Below are 24905 nucleotides of genomic sequence, written 5' to 3' on the forward strand. Positions count from 1 at the left end.
CTCCGGGCGCGGCGTGTCGGCGCAACAACTTCATGATCACCGCGAGGAGGCGGGGGTGCGCAGGGTGGCGCGTTGGGCCGCGCGGGAGATGTCGCTGGGGGAGACGATTCCCGTCAGGCGGCCGTCGTCGCCTACCACCAGCGCTCGGCCGTCGGCGCATTCACTGAGCCGGGGGAGCAGGTCGTTGAGCTGTTCGCCCGGCTGGGCGAGTACCAGCTCGTCGGCCCGGCAGGCCACCTCGGCCAGCGTGGTCGACGCCCGTCGCTCGGCGGGTACGCCCCGCACCCGGTCGACGGTGACCAGGCCGCTCGGACGGCCCTGCTCGGTCAGCGGCAGCGCCGAGTGCCGGTACGCGAAGAGGTAGTGGTCGACGAAGTCGGCGACAGTCATGTCCGCCGAGGCGGTCTGCGGCTGCGGCGTCATCACGTCGACGACCCGGATTCCGCGCAGCGCGGTTCCGGTGCGGGCCTGCCGCTCCTCCATCCCGGCGGCGCCGATCAGGAACCAGCCGATCAGCGCCAACCAGAGCCCGCCGAAGCCGACCCCGGACAGGAACTGCCACAACCCGAGGCCGATGAGCAGCGCGCCGAGGACCCAGCCGGCCCGTGCGGCGACCACGGACGCCCGGGTCCGGTCGCCGGTGGCCCTCCACACCGCGGCGCGCAGCAGCCGGCCACCGTCCAGCGGCGCTGCCGGCAACACGTTGAAGATCGCCAGCAGCACGCTGATACCGGCCAGCCACGCGACCGCGCCGAAGAGCAGCCCACCCTGCCCGGCGAGCGCGATCAGCAACGCGATGGCGCCGAAGAACGCCCCGAGCAGCAGGCTGACCAGCGGGCCGACACCCGCGATGCGCAGTTCCGCGCCGGGGTCGCGTGGCTCGCCCTTGAGCTCGGCCACTCCGCCGAACAGCCACAGGGTGATGCCGTCGACCGTCAGCCCGTTGCGCTTGGCCACCACGGCGTGCGACACCTCGTGGGCGAGCAGGCCGACGAAGAAGACCACCGCCGCCGCCAGACCCGCGAGTGTGTACGCCACGGGTGAGCGGTCCGGGTACGAGCGGGGGAACTGGTTGGCGGCCAGCCCCCACGCGATCAACGCGAAGATGACCAGAACGCTCCAGTTGACGCCGACCGGCACCCCCGCGATCCGACCGAGCCGAAAACTCGCCCTCATCCTCGGCTCATACCCCCGGCTGGGCGAGCCATGCGACACGCGTCGCTCAGATCGTCGTTCCGACGTGTGCAGCCGCGGCCGTGGGTGCCGGCGAGCGGTATGACACAGAGTAATATTTAGACCTGTGTGTCATACCGCTCTACGTCGAGCTGCCCTGCCGGTCAAGGTGGCGGACTTGGCTGAGATCACCTGTCGGCAGGTATCAGCGTCGGGGCGTTTCGCTGGCGATCGTCGCCTCCCGGGGCAGCGCCGCCGCCCGCACCGCCCAGTCCAGCGCGTAGTCGGCGATCGCCTCCCAGCCGGGCGCTCCGACGGTGAAGTGCGACCGGTCGGGGAACTCCTCGTACGCGGTGAGCGCCCGGGACTTCTGGTAGAGCCCCGCGTTGGCGCGGACGACCGACGCCGGCACCACGTGGTCCTGCCCGCCGGCCATCAGCAGCAGCGGCGCCCGGTCGACGCGTCCGGTGTCGACGCGGGCGGGTGAGCGCGGGTCGACGTTGGCGAACGCGCCCTCGAAGAACACCCGTCCCGCGCCGGGTACGGCGTAGCGCTGCCAGGCCCGGTCGGACTCCGCACGGCTGAGCGTGTTGCCGAAGGTGTAGGCGAAGTCGTCCGGGGTGAACGGCACGGCCTTGCCACGGTTGGCGGGGTTGCGCAGGATCGGGAAGCCGGAGCGCAACTGGCTCAGCGGCACCTTGAGTACTCCCTTGATCGCCGCCGGGTGCACCCCCACGACCGCGGCGCCGAGCCCCCGGTCGGCGAGGACCTGGGCGAACAGCCCACCGAACGAGTGACCCATGATGATCGGTGGTCGTGGGAGCGCCCGGATGATCCGGTCGTAGTGGGCGACGATCGTGGCCATGCTCTGCTCGGCGATCGGGCTCGGATCGTCGCGCAACTGCTCCACGGACCGGTCCATCCCGGGCCAGGACGGCGCGATCACGTGCATCCCGCGCTCGGTGAAGCGGTCGGCCCACCCGTCCCAGCTGCGCGGGGTCATCCAGAGCCCGTGGATCAGCACGACCGTGTCGACCTGGCCCTGCGGTGTGGCACCCATCGCGTCCTCCCGGTGTCGCGGCGTCCGGCGGCGCGCTTACCCGGTGCCGCGCTGGGAATTCCTCGTGGCACGCCCCTGACAAATGTCACGGCCGGAACATGACGGCCGCTTCAGGAGTCGAGGTCCGCGACACCCGAGCATTTATGGCATGACGAGTACGGATCCGGCCGTCGAGCTGAACGGCCTCACCAAGACCTTCGGTACGGTCACCGCGGTCGACGGGCTGAGCCTGCGGGTGCAGCCCGGCGAGGTGGTGGCGTTCCTCGGCCCCAACGGGGCGGGCAAGACCACCACCATCGACATGCTGCTCGGCCTGGCCCGTCCGGACGCGGGCACGGTCCGCGTCCTGGGCGGCACCGCCGACGACGCGGTGGCCCGGGGTCGGGTCGCCGCCGTACTCCAGACCGGTGGGCTGCTCAAGGACCTCACCGTCGGCGAGACGGTACGGATGACCGCGCACTTCTACCGGCACACCCGGCCGGCCGCCGAGGTGCTGGAGCGCGCCGGGATCGCCGACATCGCCGACCGGGTCGTCGGGCGGTGCTCCGGCGGTCAGCAGCAGCGGCTGCGCTTCGCGTTGGCGCTGCTGCCGGACCCGGACCTGATGGTCCTCGACGAGCCGACCACGGGGATGGACGTCGAGGGCCGCCGGGACTTCTGGCAGGCCCTGCGCCGCGACGCCCGCGACGGCAGGACCGTCATCTTCGCCACCCACTACCTCGACGAGGCGGACGCGTACGCCGACCGGATCGTGCTGGTCCGGCAGGGACGGATCGTCGCCGACGGCACCACCGCGGAGATCAAGAACCTGGCCGCCGGTCGTACCGTGCGGGCCACCCTGCCCGGCGCGGACCAGGCCGTGCTCGCCGCGCTACCCGGCGTGGACGCCGTTGAGGTGCGCGGCGACAGCGTGCTGGTGCGTACCGGCGACTCCGACGCGATCGCCCGTCACCTGCTCACCCGGACCGCAGCCCGGGACGTGGAGATCACCTCCCGCAACCTCGAGGACGCCTTCCTCGCCCTGACCACCGAGCGCATCGGAGCCTGAGATGTCCACCCTGCCGGCCACCCCCGCCGCCACTCGCGCCGACCGTCCCGCCCCGCCCGATCGCCGGCTGCCCGCCCTCGGTGGCTTCGCCCCGGCCGTCCTCGGCATCGAGGTGCGCCGGGTGCTGCGCAACCGTCGTACCCTCGCCTTCACGCTGATCATGCCCGGCGTCTTCTTCCTCATCTTCGGCCTGCCGCAGCGGGGGCAGACCCTGGACAACGGCCGACCCGTGACGGCGTACGTCATGATCAGCCTCGCCGTGTACGCGGCGATGGTGGCGACGACAAGCGCGGGCGGCGCGGTCGCCACCGAGCGGGCGTTGGGTTGGAGCCGGCAGCTACGGCTCACCCCGCTGCGGCCGACCGCGTACGTGGCGACGAAGGTGGCCACCGCGATGACCCTCGGCCTGATCGCGGTCGTCATCGAGTTCGTGGTGGGCGCGGCGGCCGGCGTCCGCCTTCCGCTGGACGTCTGGCTGCTGGCCGGGCTGGCCGCGTGGATCGGCTCGCTGGTCTTCGCCGCGTTCGGCCTGTTCATCGGCTATCTGGTGCCGGCCGAGAACGTCATGCAGTTCATCGGGCCGATCCTGGCCGTGCTCGCCATGTTCGGCGGGCTGTTCGTGCCGGTGGAGGTGCTGCCGCACGTGCTTCAGCAGGTCGCGAAGTTCACCCCGGTGTACGGCATGGGTGAGCTGGCCCGCGCCCCGCTGACCGGCGCCGGCGTGAGCATGGCCGGTGTGGCCAACATGGTCTTGTGGACCGTGGCCTTCGGTGTCGGCGCGACCCGGCTGTTCCGCCGGGACACCGCGCGGGTCTGACCGGTCCGACCGCTAGCGTGAACCCGATGGACCTTCCGACGGGGCAGCCCCGGCCGATGCACCGCCACTGGCGGTACATCGGCTGGCTGCTGGCCGCCGTGTGGTTGTTCTTCCTCAACGTGCCGATCTCCACGGCGCTGCACCAGCCGGAGTTGTGGCGGCGGGTCGTCGGTGTGACCGCTCTGGTCGGCTTCGGCCTGGGCTACGTGCTGCTGTTCCAGTGGGCCCGCCGGCTGCGCCAGTTGCTGCTGCCGATCCCAGCCGGGCGGGCGCGGGTGGCCCTGCTGTTGCTGCTCGCGGTGGGCCTGGTCAGCATCCCGGGCACCGACGGAGACTGGTTGGCGATCCTGGTCTACGTGGCCGCGGCCGGGGTGTTCCTGCTGCCGCTGTGGGAGGCGCTGGCCACCGTGGCGCTCTGCGCCGTGACCCCCGCGCTGGCGTCCCGGCTGGTGCCGGGGTGGGAGTCGGAGAACGGCATCGTCTTCGCGGTGCTGCTCGCCTCGTTCGCCATGTTCGGCGTGTCCGGGCTGGCCCAGCGCAACAGTGAACTTCAGGCCGCCCAGCGGGAGATCGCCCGGCTCGCCATCGCCGAGGAACGGGCTCGTGCCGCTCGTGACCTGCACGACATCCTCGGGCACTCACTGACCGTGGTGGCGATCAAGGCCGAGTTGGCCGGACGGCTCATCGAGGTCGACCCCGGCCGGGCCGCCCACGAGATCGCCGAGGTGGAGCAGTTGGCGCGGGCGGCGTTGGCGGACGTACGGCAGACCGTCGGGGCGTACCGGGAGGTCACCCTCGCCGGTGAGCTGGCCGGCGCCCGATCCGCGCTCGCTGCGGCGGGCATCGCGGCGGAGGTGCCGGCCGAGACGCCGGAGCTGCCGCCCGAGTGGGACCGGCTGTTCGGCTGGACGGTGCGTGAAGGGGTGACCAATGTGGTCCGACACAGCGGGGCGCGGTGCTGCACCATCCGGGTGCACCCGGACGGGGTCGAGGTCGACGACGACGGTCGGGGGCCGTCCACTCCCGAGTCCGCCGGATACGGGCTCGTTGGTCTGCGAGAGCGGGCCCGCCGGTTGGATGCCGTGGTGAGCGTGGGTCGGCGGTGGGACGGCACCGGTTTCCTGCTGCGGGTGCACGCTCCGGTGGAGGTCCGGTGAGCGGCTCGGCCACGCCGATCCGGCTGCTCCTCGCCGACGACCAGGCGCTGGTGCGTGGCGCGCTGGCCGCGCTGTTGTCGCTGGAGCCGGACCTGACCGTGGTGGCCGAGGTGGGTCGGGGCGACGAGGTGGTGCCCGAGGCCCTGCGGCACACGCCCGACGTGGCCCTGCTGGACGTCGAGATGCCCGGCCTGGACGGGATCGCCGCCACCGCCGCGCTGCGGGCCGCCCGGCCAGCGTGCCGGGTGCTGGTGGTGACCACGTTCGGTCGGCCCGGTTATCTGCGTCGCGCGATGGAGGCCGGTGCGAACGGCTTCGTGGTCAAGGACACCCCGGCCCGGCAGCTCGCCGACGCCGTCCGTCGGGTGCACGCCGGCCTGCGGGTGGTCGACCCGACGCTGGCTGCGGAGACCCTGGCGACCGGGGCGAGCCCGCTGACCGAGCGGGAGACCGAGGTGCTGCGCGCGGCGCGGGGTGGCGGCGCGGTCGCCGAACTGGCGAGGGCGCTGCACCTGTCCGAGGGGACCGTGCGTAACCACCTGTCCGCGGCGATCGGCAAGACCGGCGCCCGCAACCGGGCCGCGGCCGTCCGCATCGCCGAGCAGAACGGGTGGCTGCTCGGCGACTGAACCGCCCGATCAGGCGGTCGGCGGTGGCGTGGCGAGCTGGTCGACGACCACGACGGTGCTGCCGGGCAGGACCTCGGCGAGCAGTTCGCGTTGACCGCTGCGGGTCACCCGGATGCAGCCGTTGGTGGTGTTCTCACCCAGGTCGTCGTCGTTGTACCAGGTGTGCAGACCGATGTGCGCGCCCTTGAGGCCGGTCGGTACCGCCTCCGGGTCGTCCGGCACCGAGCCCAGGGCGTAGATGTCCACCCCGCCGTAGACCTCCTCGGGCGGCGGGGTGCGGCCCAGGATGAAGGTCCGCCCGAGCGGCGTCTCCTGCCCCGACTGGCCGAGGCTCGTCTCCCAGGAACGCACCGCCTTACCGGCCCGGTACCAGGTGAGCCGGTGTGTCCTGCGCTCCACCACGATCTGGTCGCGCAGGGCGACGGTGTCGAAGCCGCCCGGTGGCAGCCAGGCGAGTTGCCGGTTCGCCGACGGCAGCAGGACGGCCGTCCAGCCGGCCCGCCGTTGGGCGATCGGTACGGTCAACTCGACACCGGCGAGCGTCGGCTCGACGAACGCCAACGGTCGGCCGCCCGGGGAGTCGTACGCGGCGATCCGGCGGGTCGGGTGCACGCCCTCGGTCAGCGGGGTGGTGTCCATGGTGGCCGGGTCGGCGGGGAAGCCCTTGGGCGCGGGGTCGTAGTCGAGCACCGGCAGCCCGGCCGGGGCGGGCGCGGCCGGGGGGACCGACTCCTCCGGACTCTGCTCGACGCTGCTCGGCGTCGGATCGGCGGCCACCGCCCGCTGGCCCTCGGGGGCCGTCGAGCGTGGCGTGAGAGCCTGCCCGACCAGCAACGCGACGACCAGCAGCACGGGTACGGCGACCGCGCCAGCGATCCAGCCGGCGCGACGACGGGACGGGGACATTCGGTCAAACGGCACCAAACCACTCTATGGCGGTGGACGCCTCGGGACTCCCGGTTCGGCGATACCCGCCCACCGGAGGTCCCGGGGTCGGTCAGACCCGTGCGCCGATGTGGATGGCCACCGCGTCGTGCGCCGGCACGTTCGCGGCGTGTTGCAAGGACTGTCAATCCATGGACATTCGTCACTGTGTGTCACCTGAGGTGGGTATCCACAACGCATCGCGGTGCCACTCGGTTCGATCGCGGCCGAGAATTTTTCGCCCACTGGTGATCCGCCGGGCCCGCCGTTCCGTACTGGATGGGGGAGCAGGGGTCGGCCGGTGGTGCGCCGCCGCGAGACGATCGAGGAGCAGATGGCCCGGGCAAAGCAGAACCAGAAGGCCACCGAGGTCCGGACCAGCACCAGCAGTCGGGGGGTGCGGACCCGGTCCCGCTCAGCGACCATGTTGCTGATCGCGTCGATGCTCGCCGCGTTCTGGGCGGCGACCATGCTGACCGGCACCGGTCAGATGGCGTACGCGTACGGCTTCTTCTTCACCGAGTTCTTCGCCGGGGTGATCGCCCTGGTGTCGCTGAGTCTCACCGTGATGCTGGGTCTCGTCGCCACCGACCGGCTGGTGCTGAACATCTCGCACCGCGTGCTGATGCAGTCCGCGCACCGCGCCACCGGCGTCCTGGGCGTGGCCGGGCTGTTCTTCCACGTCCTCACCAAGATCGCCACGGGTCGGGCGGCGGCGACCGACTCGCTCGTGCCGTTCATCGGTGGCCGGGGGCTCTACGTCGGCCTCGGCACGGTGGCCGCCCTGCTGATGGTCAGCGTGATCTGGACCGGCATCATCCGGGCCCGCTTCGCCGGCGTCGGTCCCAAGTGGCTCTGGCGGGCCCTGCACTCCGCCGCGTACCTCGCCTGGCCCTTCGCGATCATGCACGGCCTCAACGCCGGTCGGGCCGCCGCGTCCTGGGTGGTCCTCAGCTATTTCGCGTGCGTCGTGTTGGTCGTGCTGGCGCTGCTGGTCCGACTCTCGGTCACCATCGGTCGGCGCAGCCGTGAGCAGCACCAGGCCGCTGTGCGCAACGCGGCGCTGGCCGGGCGGGGCACCGAGGAGGGCCGCGGGCGTTTGCTGCTGGCCGGCCTGGGCCGCCGTCGCGAGACCAGCGAGGACAAGCGCCCGGCCTGGGCGGAGGCCACCACCGCCACCTGGACGGCCCCGGCCGGCCCACGGCGGCGCGACCCCGAGCGGTTCACCGTTCCGGTGGTGCCCGAGCCCGGCTCGCTGGTCGAGCCGACCCGGCCCAGCCGGCGTCGCCGGGACGAGGAAGCCGCCCGGCAGAACCGTCGCGAAGAGATGGAGACGACGGCGACCCGCCGCTCCGCGCGCCGCAGCGCCGAGGAGGAGATGGAGACGACGGCGACCCGCCGGCGCGCCTCGCGCAGCCGCGACCGGGACGAGGAGACCGCCCCGACCCGTCGCCGTCGCGCCGAGGAGCCGGCGGCCGAGCGGAGCAGCCGTCGGTCCCGTTCCGAGGACGAGGACGCCCGGTACTCGGCACCGCCTCAACGGACCCTCGCCGAGCCCGAGGAGCCGTGGGACAGCCCGCGCCGCTGGCAGGCCGCCGAGCCGATCTCGGCCGGTCCGGTCTCCGCCGAGCCGATCTCGGCCGGTCCGGTCTCCGCCGGTCCGGTCTCCGCCGGCCCGATCTCCGCCGGCCCGATCTCCGCCGGCCCGATCTCCAGTGGTCCCATCTCGGCGGCGCCGCGTAGCGGCAGCGGCCGGCACAGCGCCGAGGGCGACCTCCCGGAGGAGCCCGACTACTGGCGCCCGCCGGCCCGGTACGTCCCCGAGGAGGTGCCGCCGCCCGTCGACGACACCCCGACCCTCGTCGACCTGGCGTCGCGGCGGGCCCGGCGGGCCGCCGGCGAGGGCCGTTCCGCCAAGCGCCGCAAGGCCAGCGCGGACGCCGTGGACGGGGCGTACTGGGCCGGGCTGCGGGGTGAGGCGAAGTGATGCGGACGACCGTGCCTCCGGTGGCCTGCGTCGGTGAGCCTCGGCTGACCGCCGGCTTCGCCGAGTTCGGTCGACTCGACCTGGCCGCGCACGAGGAGGTGCACGGCCCGATCGGCCCGATGGAGCCGGCGCAGCTCCTCCAGCTCGCCGAGGGCATGCAGCTCAAGGGCAAGGGCGGCGCGGGCTTCCCGTTCGCCCGCAAGCTGCGCGCGGTGCTCGAGTCCTGTGAGCGGCAGGACCTCGCCGCGGTGGTGGTGGTCAACGCCACCGAGGGAGAACCGGCGAGTTGGAAGGACAAGGTGCTGCTGACCCGCGCTCCGCACCTGATCCTCGACGGCGCGGCGCTGGCCGCGTACGCGCTGGACGCCGACGAGATCGTCATCGGCGTGGCGGACGACGGGGTCGGCCGGGACTCGCTGATGGAGGCGCTCGACGAGCGCCGGATGCCGGTGCCGACCACCATCGTCACCGTGCCGCACCGGTTCATCTCCGGCGAGGGCGGTGCCCTGGTCAACGGGATCAACGGGTTGCCGCACATCCCGCCCGGCACCAAGAAGCGTTCCAGCGACTCCGGGGTCAGCGGGCTGCCGACCCTGCTGTCCAACGCCGAGACGTTCGCCCAGCTCGCCGTCGGCGCGCGGCTCGGCCCGTACGAGTACGCGGCGCTCGGCACCGACGACGAACCGGGCACCGTGCTGCTCACCGTGACCGGCGCGGCAGCCCGTCCGGCCGTGGTGGAGTGCACCGCCGGCATGCCGCTGCGTGACGTCCTCGACCTGTGCGAGGTGCCGGACGTCCAGGGCATCCTGATGGGCGGCTACCACGGCAAGTGGATCACCGCTGAGGCGGCGGAGAAGGCCGAGGTCTCCCGCAAGGGCCTGGCAGCGGTCGGCGGCACCCTCGGCGCGGGCATCATCATCCCGGTCGGGGTCGACACCTGCCCGCTCGGTGAGGCCGCGCAGGTGGTGCGTTACCTGGCCGGGGAGTCCGCCGGCCAGTGCGGCCCGTGCAAGATGGGCCTGCCGGACCTGGCCCGCGCGGTCGACCTGGCCGTCGCCGGCAGCCAACCGGCCGACGTCGTCCGGGCCGCCGCTGGCGAGGTCAAGGGCCGGGGCGCGTGCAGCCACCCGGACGGTACGGCCCGGTTCGCCCTCTCCGCGATCGAGGTCTTCGCCGACGAGCTGCGGCTGCACAGCACCGGCGACGGCTGCGGCCGGCGGGTCAAGGGCGTCATGGGGCTGCCCGGCGCACCCGACCCCGACCCGCAGAGGCTCACCCTGGACTGGTCCCGTTGCGACGGGCACGGGCTCTGCGCGCACGTGGTGCCGGACTTCATCCGGCTCGACGGCAACGGCTATCCGGCGTTCCCGGCCACGCCCGTGCCGACCTGGCTGCGCGAGGGCGCCCTCAAGGCCGTCAAGGTCTGCCCGGAACTCGCCCTGCGCCTCGCGAAGGCCGAGTAGGGAAAGGCACCGACCACCACACCCGTCGAACGGAGCAGCGGATGCGCAAGCGGATCGGGCGGACAGTCATCGTGGGGGCGCTCGTGGGCCCGCTGCTGCTCGCGCTGACCGCCGGCATGCTCGGGGCGGTCAACCCGTGCGGCTTCGCGTTGCTGCCCGCGTACCTCTCGCTGCTTGTCGCCGGGGCGACGGACGCCCGCGGCGCGGTCGGTCGCGCGCTCACCGCGGCGGCCGGGCTGACCCTGGGGTACGTGGTGGTCTTCGGCGCCTTCGGTCTGGCGCTCGCGCCGCTGGCCGGCTGGCTGCGGCCCCGGCTGCCGTGGCTGACCGTGGTGCTCGGGCTGCTGCTGGTCGCGGCCGGTTGCTGGCTGCTCGCCGGCCGGCGACTGCCCGCGCCGGGCTGGACGGCGCGCGCGCCCCGGCTGACCAGGTCGTGGCCGTCGATGGCGCTGTTCGGCGCGGCGTACGCGCTGGCCTCGCTCGGCTGCGCCATCGCACCGTTCCTGGCCATCGTGGTGACCAGCCTCCAGGCCGGCTCGACCGGGCGCGGGCTGGCCCTGTTCGGCGCGTACGCCCTCGGGATGGGCCTGGTGGTCGCGGTCGCCGCGCTCGGCGTGGCGCTGCTGCGCGACTCGCTGGTGGCCCGGTTGCGCGTCGCCGGTGCGCTGGTGCCCCGGCTCAGCGGCCTGGTGCTGCTGCTGGCGGGCGGCTACGTCGCCTGGTACGGCCGGTACGAGCTACGGCTGGCCGCCGGCCGGCGAGAGGCCCTCGAAGACCCGGTCATCCAGGCAGCCTCGCAGGTGCAGCATGCCCTGGCCGACACCGTCGACAAGCTGGGCCCAACAGTGCTCCTGGCCACCCTGGCGGCGCTGCTGATCCTGGCAGCCCGCACCGCACGCTCCCGCCGTCCACACCCACCCACCCAGCCCCCACCCACCCAGCCACCCAGTCCCCACCCACCCAGCCCTGTCGATCATGAAGTTATTGCCCTGACACGCCGAGGTGAGGGGCAATAACTTCATGATCGACAGGGGGCGCGGGCGGGGACAGGGGGAGGGGGCGGGGGCGGGGACAGGGGGAGGGGGCGGGGGGCGGGGACGGGGGGGCTGTTAGCGGGGGGTGAGGCGGTTGGTGCCTAGGCGGTCTTGGAGGACTTCGGGGATCAGGACGCTGCCGTCGGGCTGCTGGTTCTGCTCCAGGATGGCCGGGAAGAGGCGGCTCGTGGCCAGGGCGGAGCCGTTGAGGGTGTGCACGAAGCGGGTCTGCTTGCCGCCCGGCTCGCGGTAGCGGATGGCCGCCCGGCGGGCCTGGTAGTCGCCGGCCCAGGAGACCGACGAGACCTCCTTGTACTTGCCGGTACTCGGCATCCACACCTCGATGTCGAGGGTCTTCTTCATCGACGCGCTGGCGTCACCTGCGGACAGCAGCGTGCGCTGGTAGTGCAGGCCCAGCCCCTCGACCAGGCTCTCGGCGTGGGCGAGCATCTCCTCCAACGCCGCGTCGGCCTGCTCCGGCAGGGTGAACTGGAAGATCTCCACCTTGTTGAACTGGTGCCCGCGTACGGTGCCGCGCTCGTCCGAGTGCGACCCGGCCGACTCCCGGCGGTAGCACGGCGTGTACGCGAACGCCTTCAACGGCAGCTTCGCGGTCTCCAGGATCTCGTCCTGGTACGCGCCCAGGATCGCCGTCTCGGACGTGGGCAGCAGGAACTGCCCGCGCGGCGCGGAGGCGGCGTCCAGGTGGTAGACGTCGTCGTAGAACTTGGGGAACTGACCGGCGGCGAAACCGGCCGAGTCCAGCAGGAGGTGCGGCGGAAGCAGGAACTCGTACCCGGCCTTGATGTGCTGGTCGACGAAGTAGTTGAGCAGCGCCCACTCCAGCCGCGCGCCGACGCCCGTGTAGATCCAGAAGCCGGAGCCGCCGAGCTTGACGCCGCGCTCGTAGTCGACGAGACCGAGCGCGCGGGACAGCTCCACGTGGTCGCGGACCTTCTCGATCGCCGGGGGCGAACCGAAGGTCTTGACGACCCGGTTGGCCTCCTTGCCGCCGGGGAGGATGTCGTCGGCGGGCAGGTTCGGCAGCTCGCTCATCGCGTCGCGCAGCCGGGCCTGCACCTCGTCCAACTGGGACTCCAGCTCGGCGAGCTGCTTGCGCTCCGCCTCGGGGGCGGTGACCTGCGGTTCGGTGCCCGCGCGCTTCGCCTGCGCGTACGCCCGGGCCTCGGCCTTGCGGCGCTGCCGCTCATTGTCGATCTCCGTGATCAGGGAGCGGCGTTCCTGATCGAGTCGCTGGATCTCGTCCAGGGAACGGGTGACCTCGGCGGGATCCAGTCGCTTCGCCAGTGCGGTCGCCACCGCCTCGCGATCCTTCCGGATCAACTCCATGTCGAGCATGCTGCTCCGTACGCCTCCGTCCGGGGTTCACTGGTGAACCATCAGATGCTACCGTCGCGCACGTTTCCACCCGACTACGGGGAGCGCGACCGGTTTCTACAGCCGGATCGGCATCAGCACGGAGTAGGTGTCCTCGTCGTCCGGGCGTCGGACGGCCAGCGGGGCGATCGGCCCGTCCAGCTCCAGGACCAGTTGCGGTCCGCCGGCCGCGTCCAGGGCGTCGAGCAGGTACTCGCCGTTCACCCCGAACCGCAGCCCGGCTTCCGGCCCAGTCACCAGGCCGGTCAGCTCGGCGGGGTGCAGCAGTCGCAGGTCACCCGAATCGTCGAGGCCCAGGACGGAGATCGCCAGCGGCGTGCCGGCGTACTCGCGGGCCAGCGTGGGGGCGGCCGGGTCGCGCAGCGCGGCGCGCAGAGCCACCACGTCCACCGGGATGCGGTACGCGGCCGGCCGCGCGCCGACGGCCTCGCGCAGCAGCCGCCGGTAGTCCGGAAAGTCGTACGGCAGGGCGGTGCCCGCGAGCGTCCGGCCGGCCACCGTCACCCGCAGCTCTGTGCCGGCCACCGTCAGCCGTACCGGCCCGTCGTCGGTGTCCAGCAGCCGGCGCAGCCGGTCGACGAGGTCCACCGGCACCAGTACCCGCGCGGGCGGCCCGTCGACGGCCGCTCCTGCCCGGGCCAGTGCGAGGCGGTGCCGGTCGGTGGCGACCAGGCGCACGCCGTCCGGCTCGATGTCGAGCAGCATCCCGGACAGGGCCGGTATCTCCGGGTCGACGCCCACGGCGAAGCGCACCGCGTCGAGCGCGGCGGCCAGCTCGGCGGGGGAGAGGAGCAGCGTGGTGACCACGGCTCGGACCGGGTCGACCAGGGTCCGCAGCCGCGTGATCTCGCGGCGGGCGTCGGCGAGCCCGTCGGCCAGTCGGCGCAGGTACGCGTCGAGCAGCCGGTGCACCTCGGCCGGCTCGGCGCGTACGGCGGCGGCGATGTCCGGTACCGGCACGCCGACCCGACGCAGCCCCGCGATCAGCCGGGCCGGGGCGATCTGCTCGTCGGTGTACCAGCGGTAGCCGGTCACCGGGTCGACCAGGGCCGGCGTCAGCACGCCCGCCGAGTCGTAGAAGCGCAGCGCGCTGACGGTCAGGCCGCTGGCCCGGGCCAACTCGCCGATGCTGTGCAGGTCGCTCACCACGTCGGGCATCCTGCCCCCTCGACCTGGTCGAGGGTCAAGCGGCCGGGTGCGCCGGGGCCGTCTCGTCCCGCTCGAGCACCCGGAAGGTGAGCCCGGCGCGGACCAGCCGGTCGAGCAGGGCGTCCCCCATCGCGCTGACCGGGGTGAGCTGGCCGGCGGTCGGCGGCAGGTCGTCGAGCGCCAGGCACAGCGCCGACTCGGCGAGCATCTTCGCCGTCTCGTCGTAGCCCGGGTCGCCGCCCGCGACCTCGGTGACCACGCGCTGCCCGCCGCCGACGCCGACGAACCGGACCCGGAACCAGGACGACGCCCGTTGCTGCGCGGTGGGCCCCTGCCCGGAGGCGAGCCGCCCGAGCAGCCACCGCCGGGTCGGCGGCACCTTCACCAGGCCGATCAGCGCGCCGAGCCCCACCGCGCCGACGAGCACGGTCGGCAGCCGCTTCAGCGCGGCGAAGTGCCGGTAGCGGAAGTCCGGGCCGTACTCCGGGCGGGCCGCAGCCGACCGGCGGACGACCTGGGGGTCGATGGTCGGTAGCGGCACGGTCCAGATGCCCAGCTCCGCGCTGCGGGCCAGCCGGCCGGGCACCGCGCGCACCCGGCGGTCGGTGGGGCGCGGCTCGACCGCCCGACGGGCCCGGGCGGCCCGGCTGGCCTCCCCGGTCCGGGCGAACGCCGTGAGCGCCGAGTGGTAGGTGCCACCGGAGAAGCGGGCGCCGGCTCGCACGTAACCGTCCACGGTGATCGGTTCACCGGCCGGCAGGTGCTTGACGGTGAACCAGACGCCCAGGTCGTGCGGGACGGAGTCGAACCCGCAGGCGTGCACCAGCCGGGCACCCGTGCGGGTCGCCTCGGCGTGGTGACGGACGTACATCAGGTCGACGAACTCCGGCTCGCCGGTGATGTCCAGGTAGTCGGTGCCGGCCCGGGCGCAGGCCCCGACCAGCGGCTCGCCGTGGTGGACGTACGGCCCGACGGTGCTGGCGACCACCCGGGCGCTCTGCGCCACCACGCGCAGCGAGTCGGCGTCGGTCACGTCGGCGTGCAGCAGCGGCAGGTCGACAAGCGTGGGGTCGATCGCGGCGAGCCGGTCGCGCACGGCGGCGAGGCGACCGGGGTCGCGGCCGGCCAGCGCCCAACGCAGACCGGGCGGCGCGTGCCGGGCCAGGTATTCCGCCGTCAGCCCGCCGGTGAAGCCGGTCGCGCCGAACAGCACCACGTCGTACGTACGCTCGCCCGTCATCGCCCGAGTCTGCCACCCGTCATCGCCCAGCGCCGATCCCGCTGACGCGGGTCACGGCGTGAACACGGCCCGCACGCATCCGTCGGCGCGGTCGGCGAACAGCGCGTACCCCCGTGCGCCGTCGCCAAGGGGGAGCCGGTGGGTGGCCAGGTGTTCGGTCCGCAGCTCGTCGCGGGCCATCCGGTGCAGCAGCATCGGTACGTCCCCCAGGTCCGGCCGACGTGCCCCGCGCACCGTGAGTCGCCGGTCGGTGACCGCGCCCAGGTCGAACGCGTCGACGAACCCGCCGGTTCCACCGAGCACCACCACCACGCCGTCCTTGCGGCAGGCGTGCACCGCCTCGCGCACCGCGTCCGGACGGTCGGCACCGGTGAACCGGTCGGCGACCGAGCGGGGCCGTGGCGGGCCGACCGCGACCACGCACACGTCCGGGCCTCGCCCACCACTGCGTTCGCACAGCTCCGCCGCCACGTCGGTGCGGCGGTAGTCCAGCGGCTCCGCCCCGGCGTGCCGTTCGGCCATCCGCAGCCGTTCCTCGTGCCTGTCGACGACGAGCACCCGGGCCGCCCCGCGCAGCACGGCGGCCCGGGCGGTCAACTGGCCGACCGCCCCGGCGCCCCAGACCGCCACCACGTCGCCGGGCCGTACCTCGCCCAGCTCGGCCGCCAGCCAGCCGGTCGGCGCGGCGTCGGCGGCGAACAGCGCCCGGTCGTCGTCGACCGCGTCCGGCACCCGGAACGCGCCCACGTCGGCGTACGGCACCCGCACGTACTCCGCGTGCCCGCCGGCGAAGCCGCCCGCCGCCCGGGGCCGACCGAAGCAGCCGGCGTCCGAACGGCCCCAGCCCGGATCGACGCTCGCCACGTCGACGCCGGCATTGTCGCAGCACGAGTGCCGGCCTCGGCGGCACTGCCAGCAGCCGCCGCACGCGACGCTCGCGCCGACCACCACCCGGTCGCCGACCCGGTGCCCCCGGATCGCCGGCCCGACCTCGACCACCTCGCCCACGAACTCCGCCCCCAGCACGTCACCGGCGCTCAGCAGCGGGTCCCGTCCCGCCAACAGCGGCAGGTCGCCGCCACAGGTGGCGCTGCGACGGACGCGTACGATGACGTCCCGCTCGTTGCGCAACTCCGGGTCGGGCACCTCGCGTACCGCCAGTTCGTCGGCGGCCACCCAGCACAGCGCCCTCACCCGCGGACCCTCGGGCGGTCCACCGCCGAGCGGTCCGCACGCAGCACCTCACCGGCCTCCACGCGCTGCTTGACCTGGCGCAGGGTCCGCCGGACCAGCATTCGCGGATCGTCGCCGACCAGGTGGGCGGCGAGCCCGGCCGTCGCGGTGGCACGGGGCAGTGGGCGGGCGGCGAGCTCGGTGCCCCGGTCACCCGGGGCCTGCCGCACCCGCACCTCCACCACACCGTCCAGGCGGCGCAGCGGCTCCGGCCACCGGCCGCCGGGAAGCACCTGCTCGGGAGGCCGATCCACCGTCACCACCTCCCACCCGGCCGCGGTGGCGTCCCGGTCCGCGCCGGTCCGGCCACCCCGTCGGGGTACGCGCAGAAGCCGTGCCGCCCCGGCCCGCGCGCCGCCGCCGAGCGCCGAGCCCGCCCGCATCAGCCGTCTCGTGCGTCCCATCCGTCCTCCCGGTCCACGTCTTCCGATCGTCGGCCGGGTCTGGGTGAAGCGGGCTCGCCCGGAAGGGGTGAACCGGTCCGCTCCGGGTAACCGCTCGCCGACCGGGGGTGGAACGCGGCGGCGGGGGTGGGGCCGGGTGCCGGAACAGCAGGATCACGCGCGGGTCGGCACGGCGGTGGGGCGACGGGGCGGGCAGCCCCTGCTCTCGTCCCGGCTGACGCCGACCGTGCCGCCCGAACCGGTGGTGGCCCGACCCCGCCTGCTGCGCCGCCTCGACGAGGGCGGCGCGGGGCCGGTCACCCTGGTCGCCGCACCCGCCGGGTGGGGCAAGACCACGCTGCTCGCCTCCTGGGTGCGGCTGACCGAACCCGAGTACGCGTCCGCGCCGGCGTGGGTCTCGGTGGAGGCCGGCGACGACGGCGACCGGCTCTGGGCGTACCTGGCGGCGGCGCTGCGCACGGCCACCCGCGCGGCGGACGACGACCTGGTCACTCCGCTGCCCACCGGCCCGCCGCGCCCCGACCAGCTGGAACTGCTGGCGGCCGGGCTCGCCGCCGCGCCGCGGCCCGTGCTGCTGGTCCTGGACGACCTGCACCGGATCACCGACCCGGCCGCGCTGAGCGGGCTGGAGTTCCTGCTGCGGCACTCCGAGCAGCGGCTGCGGCTGGTGGTCGGTGCACGGGCCGGTCTGCCGCTGGCCCTGCACCGGCTCCGCCTCGCCGGTGAACTCACCGAGATCGGCCCGGACGACCTGGCCTTCACCGACGACGAGGTGGCCGACCTGCTGACCGCGCACGGCGCGCCGCTGCCGACCGAGGCGGTACGCCGGCTGCGCGAACGCACCGGAGGCTGGCCGGCCGCGCTGCGAATCGCCGCGCTGGCGTTGCGGGGACAGCCCGACCCGGAGCGCTGGGTGGGGCAGTTCGGCGGCGACCAACCGGAGATCGCCGGCTATCTGCACGAGGAGGTGCTGGCCGCGATGGACCCGGCCGACCGGGACCTGCTGCGCCGCACCGCCCTCGCCGACACCGTCTGCGCCGACCTGGCCGAGGCGTTGACCGGCCGCACCGATGCCGGGCAGGCGCTTGCCGACCTGGCCAGGGCCGGTGGCCTGCTGCGCCGGGAGGACAGCCGCCCGCCCTGGTACCGCTGCGACCCCCTGCTCGCCGATCTGCTCCGCGCCGAGCTGGCCCGGTTGCCCGACGACGAGGTGCGGGAGCTGCACGCGCGGGCGTCCGACTGGTACGCCGACGCGGAGCGACCGGCCGACGGGCTGCGGCACGCCCTCGCCGCCGGGCGCTGGGACCTGGCCGCCGACCTGTTCGTCGCGCACTGGCCGGAGCTGACCCGCTACGACCACGATCCGGTCGACGGTCCGCCGCCGCCGTCCCCGCCTCCGGACGCGGTCGCCGCCGATCCGGAGGTGGCGCTGGCCAGTGCCGCCGAGCGGGCGTACGCCGGTGACCTGGGCGCCGCCGCCGGCCACCTGCGCACCGCCGCCGGGTACGCGGACGCGCTGCCGGTGCCGCGACGGGACCGGTTCCTGCGGTTGGCCACAGCGTTGGAGCTGACCCTCGCCCGGCTCGTCGGCGACCTGCCGCAGGCCCGGGCCGCCGCCGCCCGGCTGCTGCGTACCCGCGCAACCGCCGCCCCGCCGTCCGGCTCACCGGTCGGCCCGTCGGTCGACCCGGCGGGCGGGTCGCCGACTGGGGTGTCGACTCGGGATTCGACGGTCGAGGACGCCGACCTGCGGGCGTTCACCGGGACCGCGCTGGGTCTGGTCGAGATGTCCGGCGGTGGGCTGCCCGACACACGGTTCGTCCGGGTCCGGGCGGCAGCCCGGGAGGCGGGCCGACCGCGTACCGAGCTGGTCGCCGCCAGCCGCGCCGCGCTGCTGCTCGCCGTCCGCGGCGACCTCCGCTCCGCCGAGCAGGCGGCCCGCGACGCGCTGGGCATGCCGCCCTGGCGGGGCTGGTCCTGCCGCCTCGACTGCGGCTACGCGTACCTCGCGTTGGCGGTGGTGGCCCTGCACCGCGACCAGCCCGAGGAGGCCGCCGCGAACCTCGCGCTCGCCGGCCCGGCATTCGGCGTGCCCGACGTGCCGGAGGCGGTCGGCGAGCCGGTGGCCGGGGCCGTCTTCGCGCTCTGCCGTGCCGCTCTCGATCGGGACTCGGGTGACCCGGCGGCCGCTCAGCGGCTGCTCGTCCGCGCCCGGGAGGCCCTGCCCCACGAGCCCGCCGCCACCGAACTGTCGAGCCTGCTCCGGGCGGCCGAGGCCGAGACGCGGGCCGAGCGGGGCGACCTGGACGGCGCCCGGGCCCTGCTGGCCGGTGCGACGGGCGACGCCGGCACCCCGGCGCTCGACGTGGCCCTGTCCCGGCTGTCGCTGCGGGCCGGCGACGTCGGAGCCGCCGGGCGGGCCCTGCCGGACTGGCAGGCGTCGCCGGCCACCGCCTGGCCCCTGCCGGTACGCCTGGACGCCGGCCTGCTGGAGGCGGTGCTCGCCGAGCGGGCCGGAGACGTACGCCGGGCCGGCCGCGTCCTGGAGCAGGTGCTGGACCTGGCCGGCCCGCAGGGCTGCCGTCGGGCGTTCACCCGGGCCGAACCGTCGGTGCGGGACCTGCTGGCCGCCCGTCTCGACGCGGGCACCGCGCACTTCGCACTGGTCAGCGACCTGGTCCGGGGCGTCGAGGAGAGCACGCCCCGCCCGGCGGTCGTGCCGGTCGGGCTGCTCGACGAGCCGCTCACCGAGCGCGAGCTGACCATCCTGCGCTACCTGCAGAGCATCCTGTCCAACGTGGAGATCGCCAGTGAGCTGTCGCTGTCGGTCAACACGGTCAAGACGCACGTGCGCAACATCTACCGCAAACTCGGCGCGACCCGCCGGCGTGAGGCGGTCCGGCGGGCGCGCGAGCTGCGGCTGATCTGAACGGCGGGACCGCCGCCCGGACCAGCCGACGCGGATCAGGCGTTCGCCGCCGCGTCCACGGCGGCCAGCAGGTCGGGCAGGTCGTACCCGCCGTCGTGCCGGACGTCGTTGACGAAGAGGGTCGGCGTGCCGTTGACCCCGCTGCGGATTCCGCCGACGAAGTCGCGGCGCACCCGGTCGGCGTACGTCCGGCGCTCCACCTCGCCGTTCACCTCGTCCGTCGGCAGCCCGAGCTGCTCGACGCCGAGCGAGAGGTGCACGGGGTCCAACTGGTCCTGGTGCTCGTACAGCCAGTCGTGCATCTCCCAGAACTTCCCCCGCGCCGCGGCCGCCTCCGCCGTCTCCGCGGCCCGCTCGGCGTACGGGTGGACGTTGGCGATGGGGAAGTAGCGGTAGACCAGGCGTACCGTGTCGGCGCGTTGGCGCAGCAACTCGTGCAGGTTCGGGTACGCGGCACCGCAGAACCGGCACTGGAAGTCGCCGTACTCGATGATCGTCACCGGCGCGTTGGACGGCCCGCGGACATGGTCCTCGACGGTCACCGGTTCCCGCAGCCGGGCGGTGACCTGTAGTGGGGTGGTCATCCGGCCATCACCTTCCGCTCTCGATCGAGGTTGTCGAGCGCGTCGAAGATCCCGTCCGCGCCCGGGTTGACGTCCATCGGGGAGAGGTAGCTCCACGCCACCGTCCCGTCCTGGTCGAGCACCACGAGCGCGCGGGCCGCCTCGCCCTGCGGGGCGTACGCGCCGTACCGGCGCGCCACCTCGCCCTTGGGCTCGAAGTCGGACAGCAGCGGGAAGGTGATGCCCCGGTTCTCGGCGAACGCCCGGTGCGACCAGATGCTGTCCACCGAAATGCCGAGCACCATCGCCTGGTACTGCTCGAACACCGGTGCCGCCGCCTGGTAGAGCGACATCTGGTCCCCGCAGACGGGGCTCCAATCGGCGGGGTAGAAGACGAGGACGACCGGGCGACCCCGGAACTGCTCGGGCCCGGTCCGGCGCCCGTCCGGAGTGCTCGCCAGGGTGAAGCCGGGCGCGGGACGCCCGGGTTGGATCAGCCCGTTCGGATCACTCATGCCCCCAGCCTGTCCCCGGGGCGGGTGAGGCCGGCTCACCCGTCCCGGGTGGTACCGCGCTCAGCGCAGGACCGGCGCGACCGCGATGTGGTTCTGGACCTCCCGGATGCCCGGCGCGGACCAGGCCACCTGCTCGACCTCGGCCCGTTCGGGCATGGAGTGCACCAGTCCGGCGAGCACCGCGGTGTCGCCGTGCACCCGCACGGTGACCCGCTCCGCCTCGGTTGCCCCGGCCCGGGCCAGCGCGTCCACGATCTTCTCGGCCAGGTTCACCCCGTCCGGCGTCGCGTTCGGCTGGATGGTGATGCCGTTGCTGACACCACGGACGCCGGTCAGCCGGCAGACCGCCCGTTCGGCGGCCCGGCGCTGGTACTCCCACTCGACCTCACCGTGCAGCGTCACCCACCCGGCCGAGACGGTGACGTCGAGCTTCTCGATGGGCACGAACGCGTCCCATTCCAGGGCGTTGCCGGCCGCGGCGGCCAGGTCCGGGTCGGCACGCTCGTCGCTGCCGGTCAACTGCACGGTCAGGTCGTTGGCGACCGCCCGGACGCCGGTGACGCGGTGCGTGGCGCGTTCCCCGGCCCACTTCTTGGCGTAGCTGTCCACCCGTCCGGTCAGCGTGACGACGCCCTCGGCGACTGCCACGCCGATCTCGTGCGGCTGCACCCGGGGTTCCCAGGTCAACTCGTCGAGGACGGCGGACTGGATGTCCTGGTCGGTACGCGCGATCGTCGCGATGGCCATCTGTCCCTCCCTTGCGCTCGCGTGCCCTTCCGGCGGCCCGGGATGAGGGCCGTGGCCAGTGGGCCCGCCGAGGTCCGATCCTGCCGGTCGTGCGGGTGACCCGACCTCACCCGGTGCGGGCGACGGGCCCGCGCGGACCTGCACGGGACGGCTGCTGGCGGGCACTGATGGGAGCGCTTCCATAGCGGCGTCGAATCGGTTAGGGTGAGTGCGTTCCTCGATCGCGGGAGCCTCGCGTCGGGTGGTTGGAGCCAGGGCAAGCTCCGATCCGTTCCCTGCGTCGTCGTCCGTCCCCCGGGCCACGACGCATCACCTTCCGATCGACCCGTCCCCGCGTCGCCGTGCTCGTCCCCCGGGCCGCGACGCCATCCCCGGTCGATCCCGACTCCCGGGTCCCCACCCCCGAGAGGAACGCAGATGCCCAGATCACTGGCCGGTGCGGTCGTGTCGGCGTTGGCCGTCGCCACGGCCGTCGTGGCGGTCCCGATCACCGCCGCGGGCTCGGTGCCGGCTCCGGCCGCCGCCGAGGCGTACACCTGGCGCAACGTCCCGGTCGGCGGCGGTGGCTTCGTGCCCGGCATCGTCTTCAACCCCACCGAGAAGAACCTGATCTACGCCCGCACCGATATCGGCGGGGCCTACCGCTGGGAGCAGTCCAGCCAGTCCTGGACGCCCCTGCTCGACTGGGTCGGCGCGGACCGTTGGGGCTACAACGGCGTGGTCAGCATCGCCACCGACCCGGTGCAGACCAACCGGGTGTACGCGGCCGTCGGCATGTACACCAACGGCTGGGACCCGAACAACGGCGCGATCCTGCGCTCGACCGACAAGGGCGCCACCTGGCAGGTCACCGAGTTGCCGTTCAAGAACGGCGGCAACATGCCGGGCCGGGGCATGGGCGAGCGGTTGGCCGTCGACCCCAATCGGAACAGCACCCTCTACTACGGTGCCGAGGGCGGCAACGGGCTGTGGCGCAGCACCGACTACGGGGCGACCTGGGTCCGGGTCACGGCCTTCCCCAACGCCGGCAACTACCGGGCCGACCCCAGCGACCCGAACGGCTACAACGGGCAGAACCAGGGCCTCACCTGGGTCAGCTTCGACAAGAGCACCGGCACCGCCGGCGCCACCACGCAGACGATCTACGTGGGTGTGGCCGACAAGGACAACCCGGTCTACCGCAGCACCGACGGCGGTGTCACCTGGTCGCGCATACCCGGGCAACCCACCGGCTACCTGGCGCACAAGGGCGTCGTCGACCCGGTCGGCGGCCACCTCTACATCGCCACCAGCGACACCGGCGGCCCGTACGACGGCGGCAAGGGCGACGTCTGGAAGTTCACCCGGTCGACCGGGGCCTGGACGCGGATCAGCCCGATCCCCTCCACCAGCGGCGACGACTACTTCGGCTACAGCGGCCTGACCATCGACCGGCAGCACCCCAACACGCTGATGGTGGCCACCCAGGTCTCCTGGTGGCCGGACGCGATCTTCTTCCGCAGCACCGACGGTGGCGCGAGCTGGACCCGTATCTGGGACTTCACCAGCTACCCGCAGCGGTCCAAGCGCTACACGATGGACATCAGCTCGGTGCCCTGGCTGACCTTCGGCACCAACCCGGCGCCACCCGAGGAGACGCCCAAGCTGGGCTGGATGAACGAGTCGGTGGAGATCGACCCGCACGACTCCAACCGGATGATGTACGGCACCGGCGCCACCATCTACGGCACCACCGACCTCACCAAGTGGGACACCGGTGGTCAGTTCACGATCCGGCCGATGGTCCGCGGCCTGGAGGAGACCGCCGTCCTCGACCTCGTCAGCCCACCCAGCGGCGCGCCGCTGATCAGCGCGCTCGGCGACGTCGGCGGCTTCCGGCACGTCGATCTGGACACCATCCCGTCGATGCTGTTCACCCAGCCGGTCTTCACCAGCACCACGAGCCTGGACTACGCCGAGAGCAAGCCGGCCACCCTGGTCCGCGCCGGTAGCTTCACCGACTCCGACCGGCCCAACGACAGCCACGTCGCGTTCTCCACCGACGGCGGGGCCACCTGGTTCCAGGGCACCGAGCCGTCCGGTGTCAACGCCGGCGGCACGGTCGCCGCGGCCGCCGACGGCAGCCGGTTCGTCTGGTCGCCCGGCGACGTGGGCCAGCGGGTGGTCTACTCGGTCGGCTTCGGCAACTCGTGGGCGGCGTCCAGCGGCATCCCGGCGAACGCGACAATCGAGTCCGATCGCGTCGACCCCAACCGGTTCTACGGCTTCAGCGGCGGGCGGTTCTACCTGAGCACCAACGGCGGTGCGACCTTCACCGCGACGGCGGCGACCGGCCTGCCCGCCTCCGACGTGCGGTTCAAGGCGCTGCCCGGCCGCTCGGGCGAGTTGTGGCTGGCCGGCCCGGGTGGACTCTGGCGGTCCACCGACTCCGGTGCCAGCTTCACCAAGTTGGGCGGCGTCAGCGCCTCCGGCAACGTCGGCTTCGGCAAGGCGGCCCCCGGGCGGACGAACCCCGCCGTCTTCCTCTACGGCACCGTGGACGGCCAACCCGGCGTGCACCGCTCCGACGACGGCGGCACGACGTGGGTACGCATCAACGACGACCGCCACCAGTACGGCAACCCGACCGAGGCGCTCACCGGCGACCCCCGGGTCTACGGCCGTGTCTACCTGGGCACCAACGGTCGCGGCATCCTGGTCGCCGACCGCACCGGCGGCACACCGACGACCCCGCCTCCGACGACCCCGCCCCCCACCACGCCGCCGCCCACCACGCCGCCCCCGACGACCACGCCGCCCCCGGTCGGTGGCTGCGCGGCGACCTACCGGGTCACCGGCTCCTGGTCGGGTGGATTCCAGGCCGAAGTTGTGGTCAGCAACCCCGGCACCAGGCCCATCGCCGGCTGGACGCTTGCCTGGACCTTCCCCAACGGCCAGCGCATCAGCCAACTGTGGGGCGGCACCCACACCCAGAACGGGGCGGTCGTCTCGGTCGTGGACAGCGGCTGGAACGGCGCGCTCGGCGCCGGGGCCAGCACCACCATCGGCTTCCTCGCCTCCTGGACCGGCACCAACTCGCCGCCGACGGCGGTGACCTGCACGAGTCGCTGACCCGGTGGCCCGGCGTCGTCCGGGCCACCCGAGAACACCGGTCCGCCGGGGCTGCCTGAGGGGTCCGGCACCTCGGCGGACCGGGCACAAGCCACCGGCCCAGCACCGCCACCCGATGCGAGTGGGCCCCGCCGACGCGATGTCGACGGGGCCCACTCGCGTACCGTTCGCCAGGCGTGTGTCAAAGCCCCTGGCCGGCCTCGGCTCGACCGCCCGTATGAAACAGGCCCTAGTGTCCTGCGCCTGAAATTCGTTTGCAATATCTGGCGAGGGAGTCGAGGATCTCCTCGGCGGTCTTGGTCCACACGAACGGTTTCGGGTTGT

General features: G+C 73.8%; 20 protein-coding genes. 9 read left to right on the plus strand and 11 right to left on the minus strand.

Going from position 1 to position 24905, the window contains the following annotated elements; genetic code table 11:
- Window positions 1-36: 36 nt before the first annotated feature.
- Complete coding sequence (locus ACGFH9_RS10755) at window positions 37-1176, minus strand: site-2 protease family protein (protein ID WP_393217333.1); 1140 nt, start codon at window positions 1174-1176, stop codon at window positions 37-39.
- A gap of 202 nt (window positions 1177-1378) precedes the next feature.
- The gene (locus ACGFH9_RS10760; RefSeq protein ID WP_393217334.1) at window positions 1379-2233 is read right to left on the minus strand and encodes an alpha/beta hydrolase; all 855 of its coding nucleotides are present in this window, start codon (window positions 2231-2233) and stop codon (window positions 1379-1381) included.
- 148 nt (window positions 2234-2381) lie between these two features.
- On the opposite strand from ACGFH9_RS10760, the gene ACGFH9_RS10765 reads away from it, so the two are divergent.
- The 4 genes from ACGFH9_RS10765 to ACGFH9_RS10780 are packed head-to-tail and all read left to right on the plus strand — an operon-like array spanning window position 2382 to window position 5884.
- Window positions 2382-3281, plus strand: coding sequence for an ABC transporter ATP-binding protein (locus ACGFH9_RS10765; protein WP_393217335.1), 900 nt, complete (start codon window positions 2382-2384; stop codon window positions 3279-3281).
- Window position 3282: 1 nt separating this feature from the next.
- Window positions 3283-4098 (plus strand): ABC transporter permease, encoded by an 816-nt coding sequence (locus ACGFH9_RS10770; RefSeq protein ID WP_393217336.1) that lies wholly within the window; start codon window positions 3283-3285, stop codon window positions 4096-4098.
- Window positions 4099-4124: 26 nt separating this feature from the next.
- On the plus strand, window positions 4125-5255 hold the full coding sequence (locus ACGFH9_RS10775; RefSeq protein ID WP_393217337.1) for a sensor histidine kinase: 1131 nt from the start codon (window positions 4125-4127) through the stop codon (window positions 5253-5255).
- Window positions 5252-5884: a response regulator gene (locus tag ACGFH9_RS10780; protein ID WP_393217338.1), complete on the plus strand. Its 633-nt coding sequence runs from the start codon at window positions 5252-5254 to the stop codon at window positions 5882-5884. Before ACGFH9_RS10775 ends, ACGFH9_RS10780 begins: the two co-directional genes overlap by 4 nt.
- Window positions 5885-5893: 9 nt before the next feature.
- Here ACGFH9_RS10780 and ACGFH9_RS10785 read toward each other — a convergent pair whose 3' ends face one another.
- A complete protein-coding gene (locus ACGFH9_RS10785) occupies window positions 5894-6805 on the minus strand; it encodes a L,D-transpeptidase (protein WP_393217339.1) in 912 nt (303 codons plus the stop codon).
- 304 nt (window positions 6806-7109) lie between these two features.
- Between ACGFH9_RS10785 and ACGFH9_RS10790 the strand changes: the two genes are divergently transcribed.
- Genes ACGFH9_RS10790 through ACGFH9_RS10800 form a run of 3 tightly spaced genes read left to right on the plus strand, consistent with a single transcriptional unit; the run spans window position 7110 to window position 11274 of the window.
- Window positions 7110-8795 carry a hypothetical protein gene (locus ACGFH9_RS10790; protein ID WP_393217340.1) on the plus strand — a complete coding sequence of 562 codons (1686 nt, stop codon included), beginning with the start codon at window positions 7110-7112 and terminating at the stop codon, window positions 8793-8795.
- On the plus strand, window positions 8792-10258 hold the full coding sequence (locus ACGFH9_RS10795; protein ID WP_393217341.1) for an NADH-ubiquinone oxidoreductase-F iron-sulfur binding region domain-containing protein: 1467 nt from the start codon (window positions 8792-8794) through the stop codon (window positions 10256-10258). Before ACGFH9_RS10790 ends, ACGFH9_RS10795 begins: the two co-directional genes overlap by 4 nt.
- A 41-nt stretch (window positions 10259-10299) precedes the next feature.
- Window positions 10300-11274 (plus strand): cytochrome c biogenesis CcdA family protein, encoded by a 975-nt coding sequence (locus ACGFH9_RS10800; protein WP_393217342.1) that lies wholly within the window; start codon window positions 10300-10302, stop codon window positions 11272-11274.
- Window positions 11275-11367: 93 nt separating this feature from the next.
- On the opposite strand, the gene serS is transcribed toward ACGFH9_RS10800, so the two are convergent.
- The 5 genes from serS to ACGFH9_RS10825 all read right to left on the minus strand — a co-directional run bounded on the left by serS (window position 11368) and on the right by ACGFH9_RS10825 (window position 16695).
- A complete protein-coding gene (gene serS / locus ACGFH9_RS10805; RefSeq protein ID WP_393217343.1) occupies window positions 11368-12651 on the minus strand; it encodes a serine--tRNA ligase in 1284 nt (427 codons plus the stop codon).
- Between the two features lie 96 nt (window positions 12652-12747).
- Window positions 12748-13848 carry a MerR family transcriptional regulator gene (locus tag ACGFH9_RS10810; protein ID WP_393217344.1) on the minus strand — a complete coding sequence of 367 codons (1101 nt, stop codon included), beginning with the start codon at window positions 13846-13848 and terminating at the stop codon, window positions 12748-12750.
- 25 nt (window positions 13849-13873) lie between these two features.
- Entirely contained in the window at window positions 13874-15079 is a 1206-nt protein-coding gene (locus tag ACGFH9_RS10815; protein ID WP_393217345.1) for a saccharopine dehydrogenase family protein, read from the minus strand.
- A 51-nt stretch (window positions 15080-15130) separates the two neighbouring features.
- Window positions 15131-16273: an alcohol dehydrogenase catalytic domain-containing protein gene (locus tag ACGFH9_RS10820; protein WP_393217346.1), complete on the minus strand. Its 1143-nt coding sequence runs from the start codon at window positions 16271-16273 to the stop codon at window positions 15131-15133.
- The gene (locus ACGFH9_RS10825; protein WP_393217359.1) at window positions 16270-16695 is read right to left on the minus strand and encodes a hypothetical protein; all 426 of its coding nucleotides are present in this window, start codon (window positions 16693-16695) and stop codon (window positions 16270-16272) included. Before ACGFH9_RS10825 ends, ACGFH9_RS10820 begins: the two co-directional genes overlap by 4 nt.
- A gap of 88 nt (window positions 16696-16783) precedes the next feature.
- Between ACGFH9_RS10825 and ACGFH9_RS10830 the strand changes: the two genes are divergently transcribed.
- Window positions 16784-19645: a LuxR C-terminal-related transcriptional regulator gene (locus ACGFH9_RS10830; RefSeq protein WP_393217347.1), complete on the plus strand. Its 2862-nt coding sequence runs from the start codon at window positions 16784-16786 to the stop codon at window positions 19643-19645.
- A gap of 35 nt (window positions 19646-19680) precedes the next feature.
- Here ACGFH9_RS10830 and ACGFH9_RS10835 read toward each other — a convergent pair whose 3' ends face one another.
- From ACGFH9_RS10835 to ACGFH9_RS10845, 3 genes are read right to left on the minus strand one after another with little or no spacing between them, the layout of a single operon-like run.
- Window positions 19681-20229, minus strand: a complete 549-nt coding sequence (locus ACGFH9_RS10835; protein ID WP_355241184.1) for a thioredoxin domain-containing protein — start codon at window positions 20227-20229, stop codon at window positions 19681-19683.
- Window positions 20226-20723 (minus strand): redoxin domain-containing protein, encoded by a 498-nt coding sequence (locus tag ACGFH9_RS10840; protein WP_393217348.1) that lies wholly within the window; start codon window positions 20721-20723, stop codon window positions 20226-20228. The genes ACGFH9_RS10835 and ACGFH9_RS10840 overlap by 4 nt, the downstream gene beginning before the upstream one ends.
- Before the next feature lie 60 nt (window positions 20724-20783).
- On the minus strand, window positions 20784-21470 hold the full coding sequence (locus tag ACGFH9_RS10845; protein WP_393217349.1) for a BON domain-containing protein: 687 nt from the start codon (window positions 21468-21470) through the stop codon (window positions 20784-20786).
- A 417-nt stretch (window positions 21471-21887) separates the two neighbouring features.
- Here ACGFH9_RS10845 and ACGFH9_RS10850 point away from each other — a divergent pair, with 417 nt between their 5' ends.
- Window positions 21888-24581, plus strand: a complete 2694-nt coding sequence (locus tag ACGFH9_RS10850; protein WP_393217350.1) for a cellulose binding domain-containing protein — start codon at window positions 21888-21890, stop codon at window positions 24579-24581.
- Window positions 24582-24905: the final 324 nt, after the last annotated feature.

It is taken from the genome of Micromonospora sp. NPDC049102 (genome assembly GCF_043197485.1).
Classification (GTDB): domain Bacteria; phylum Actinomycetota; class Actinomycetes; order Mycobacteriales; family Micromonosporaceae; genus Micromonospora.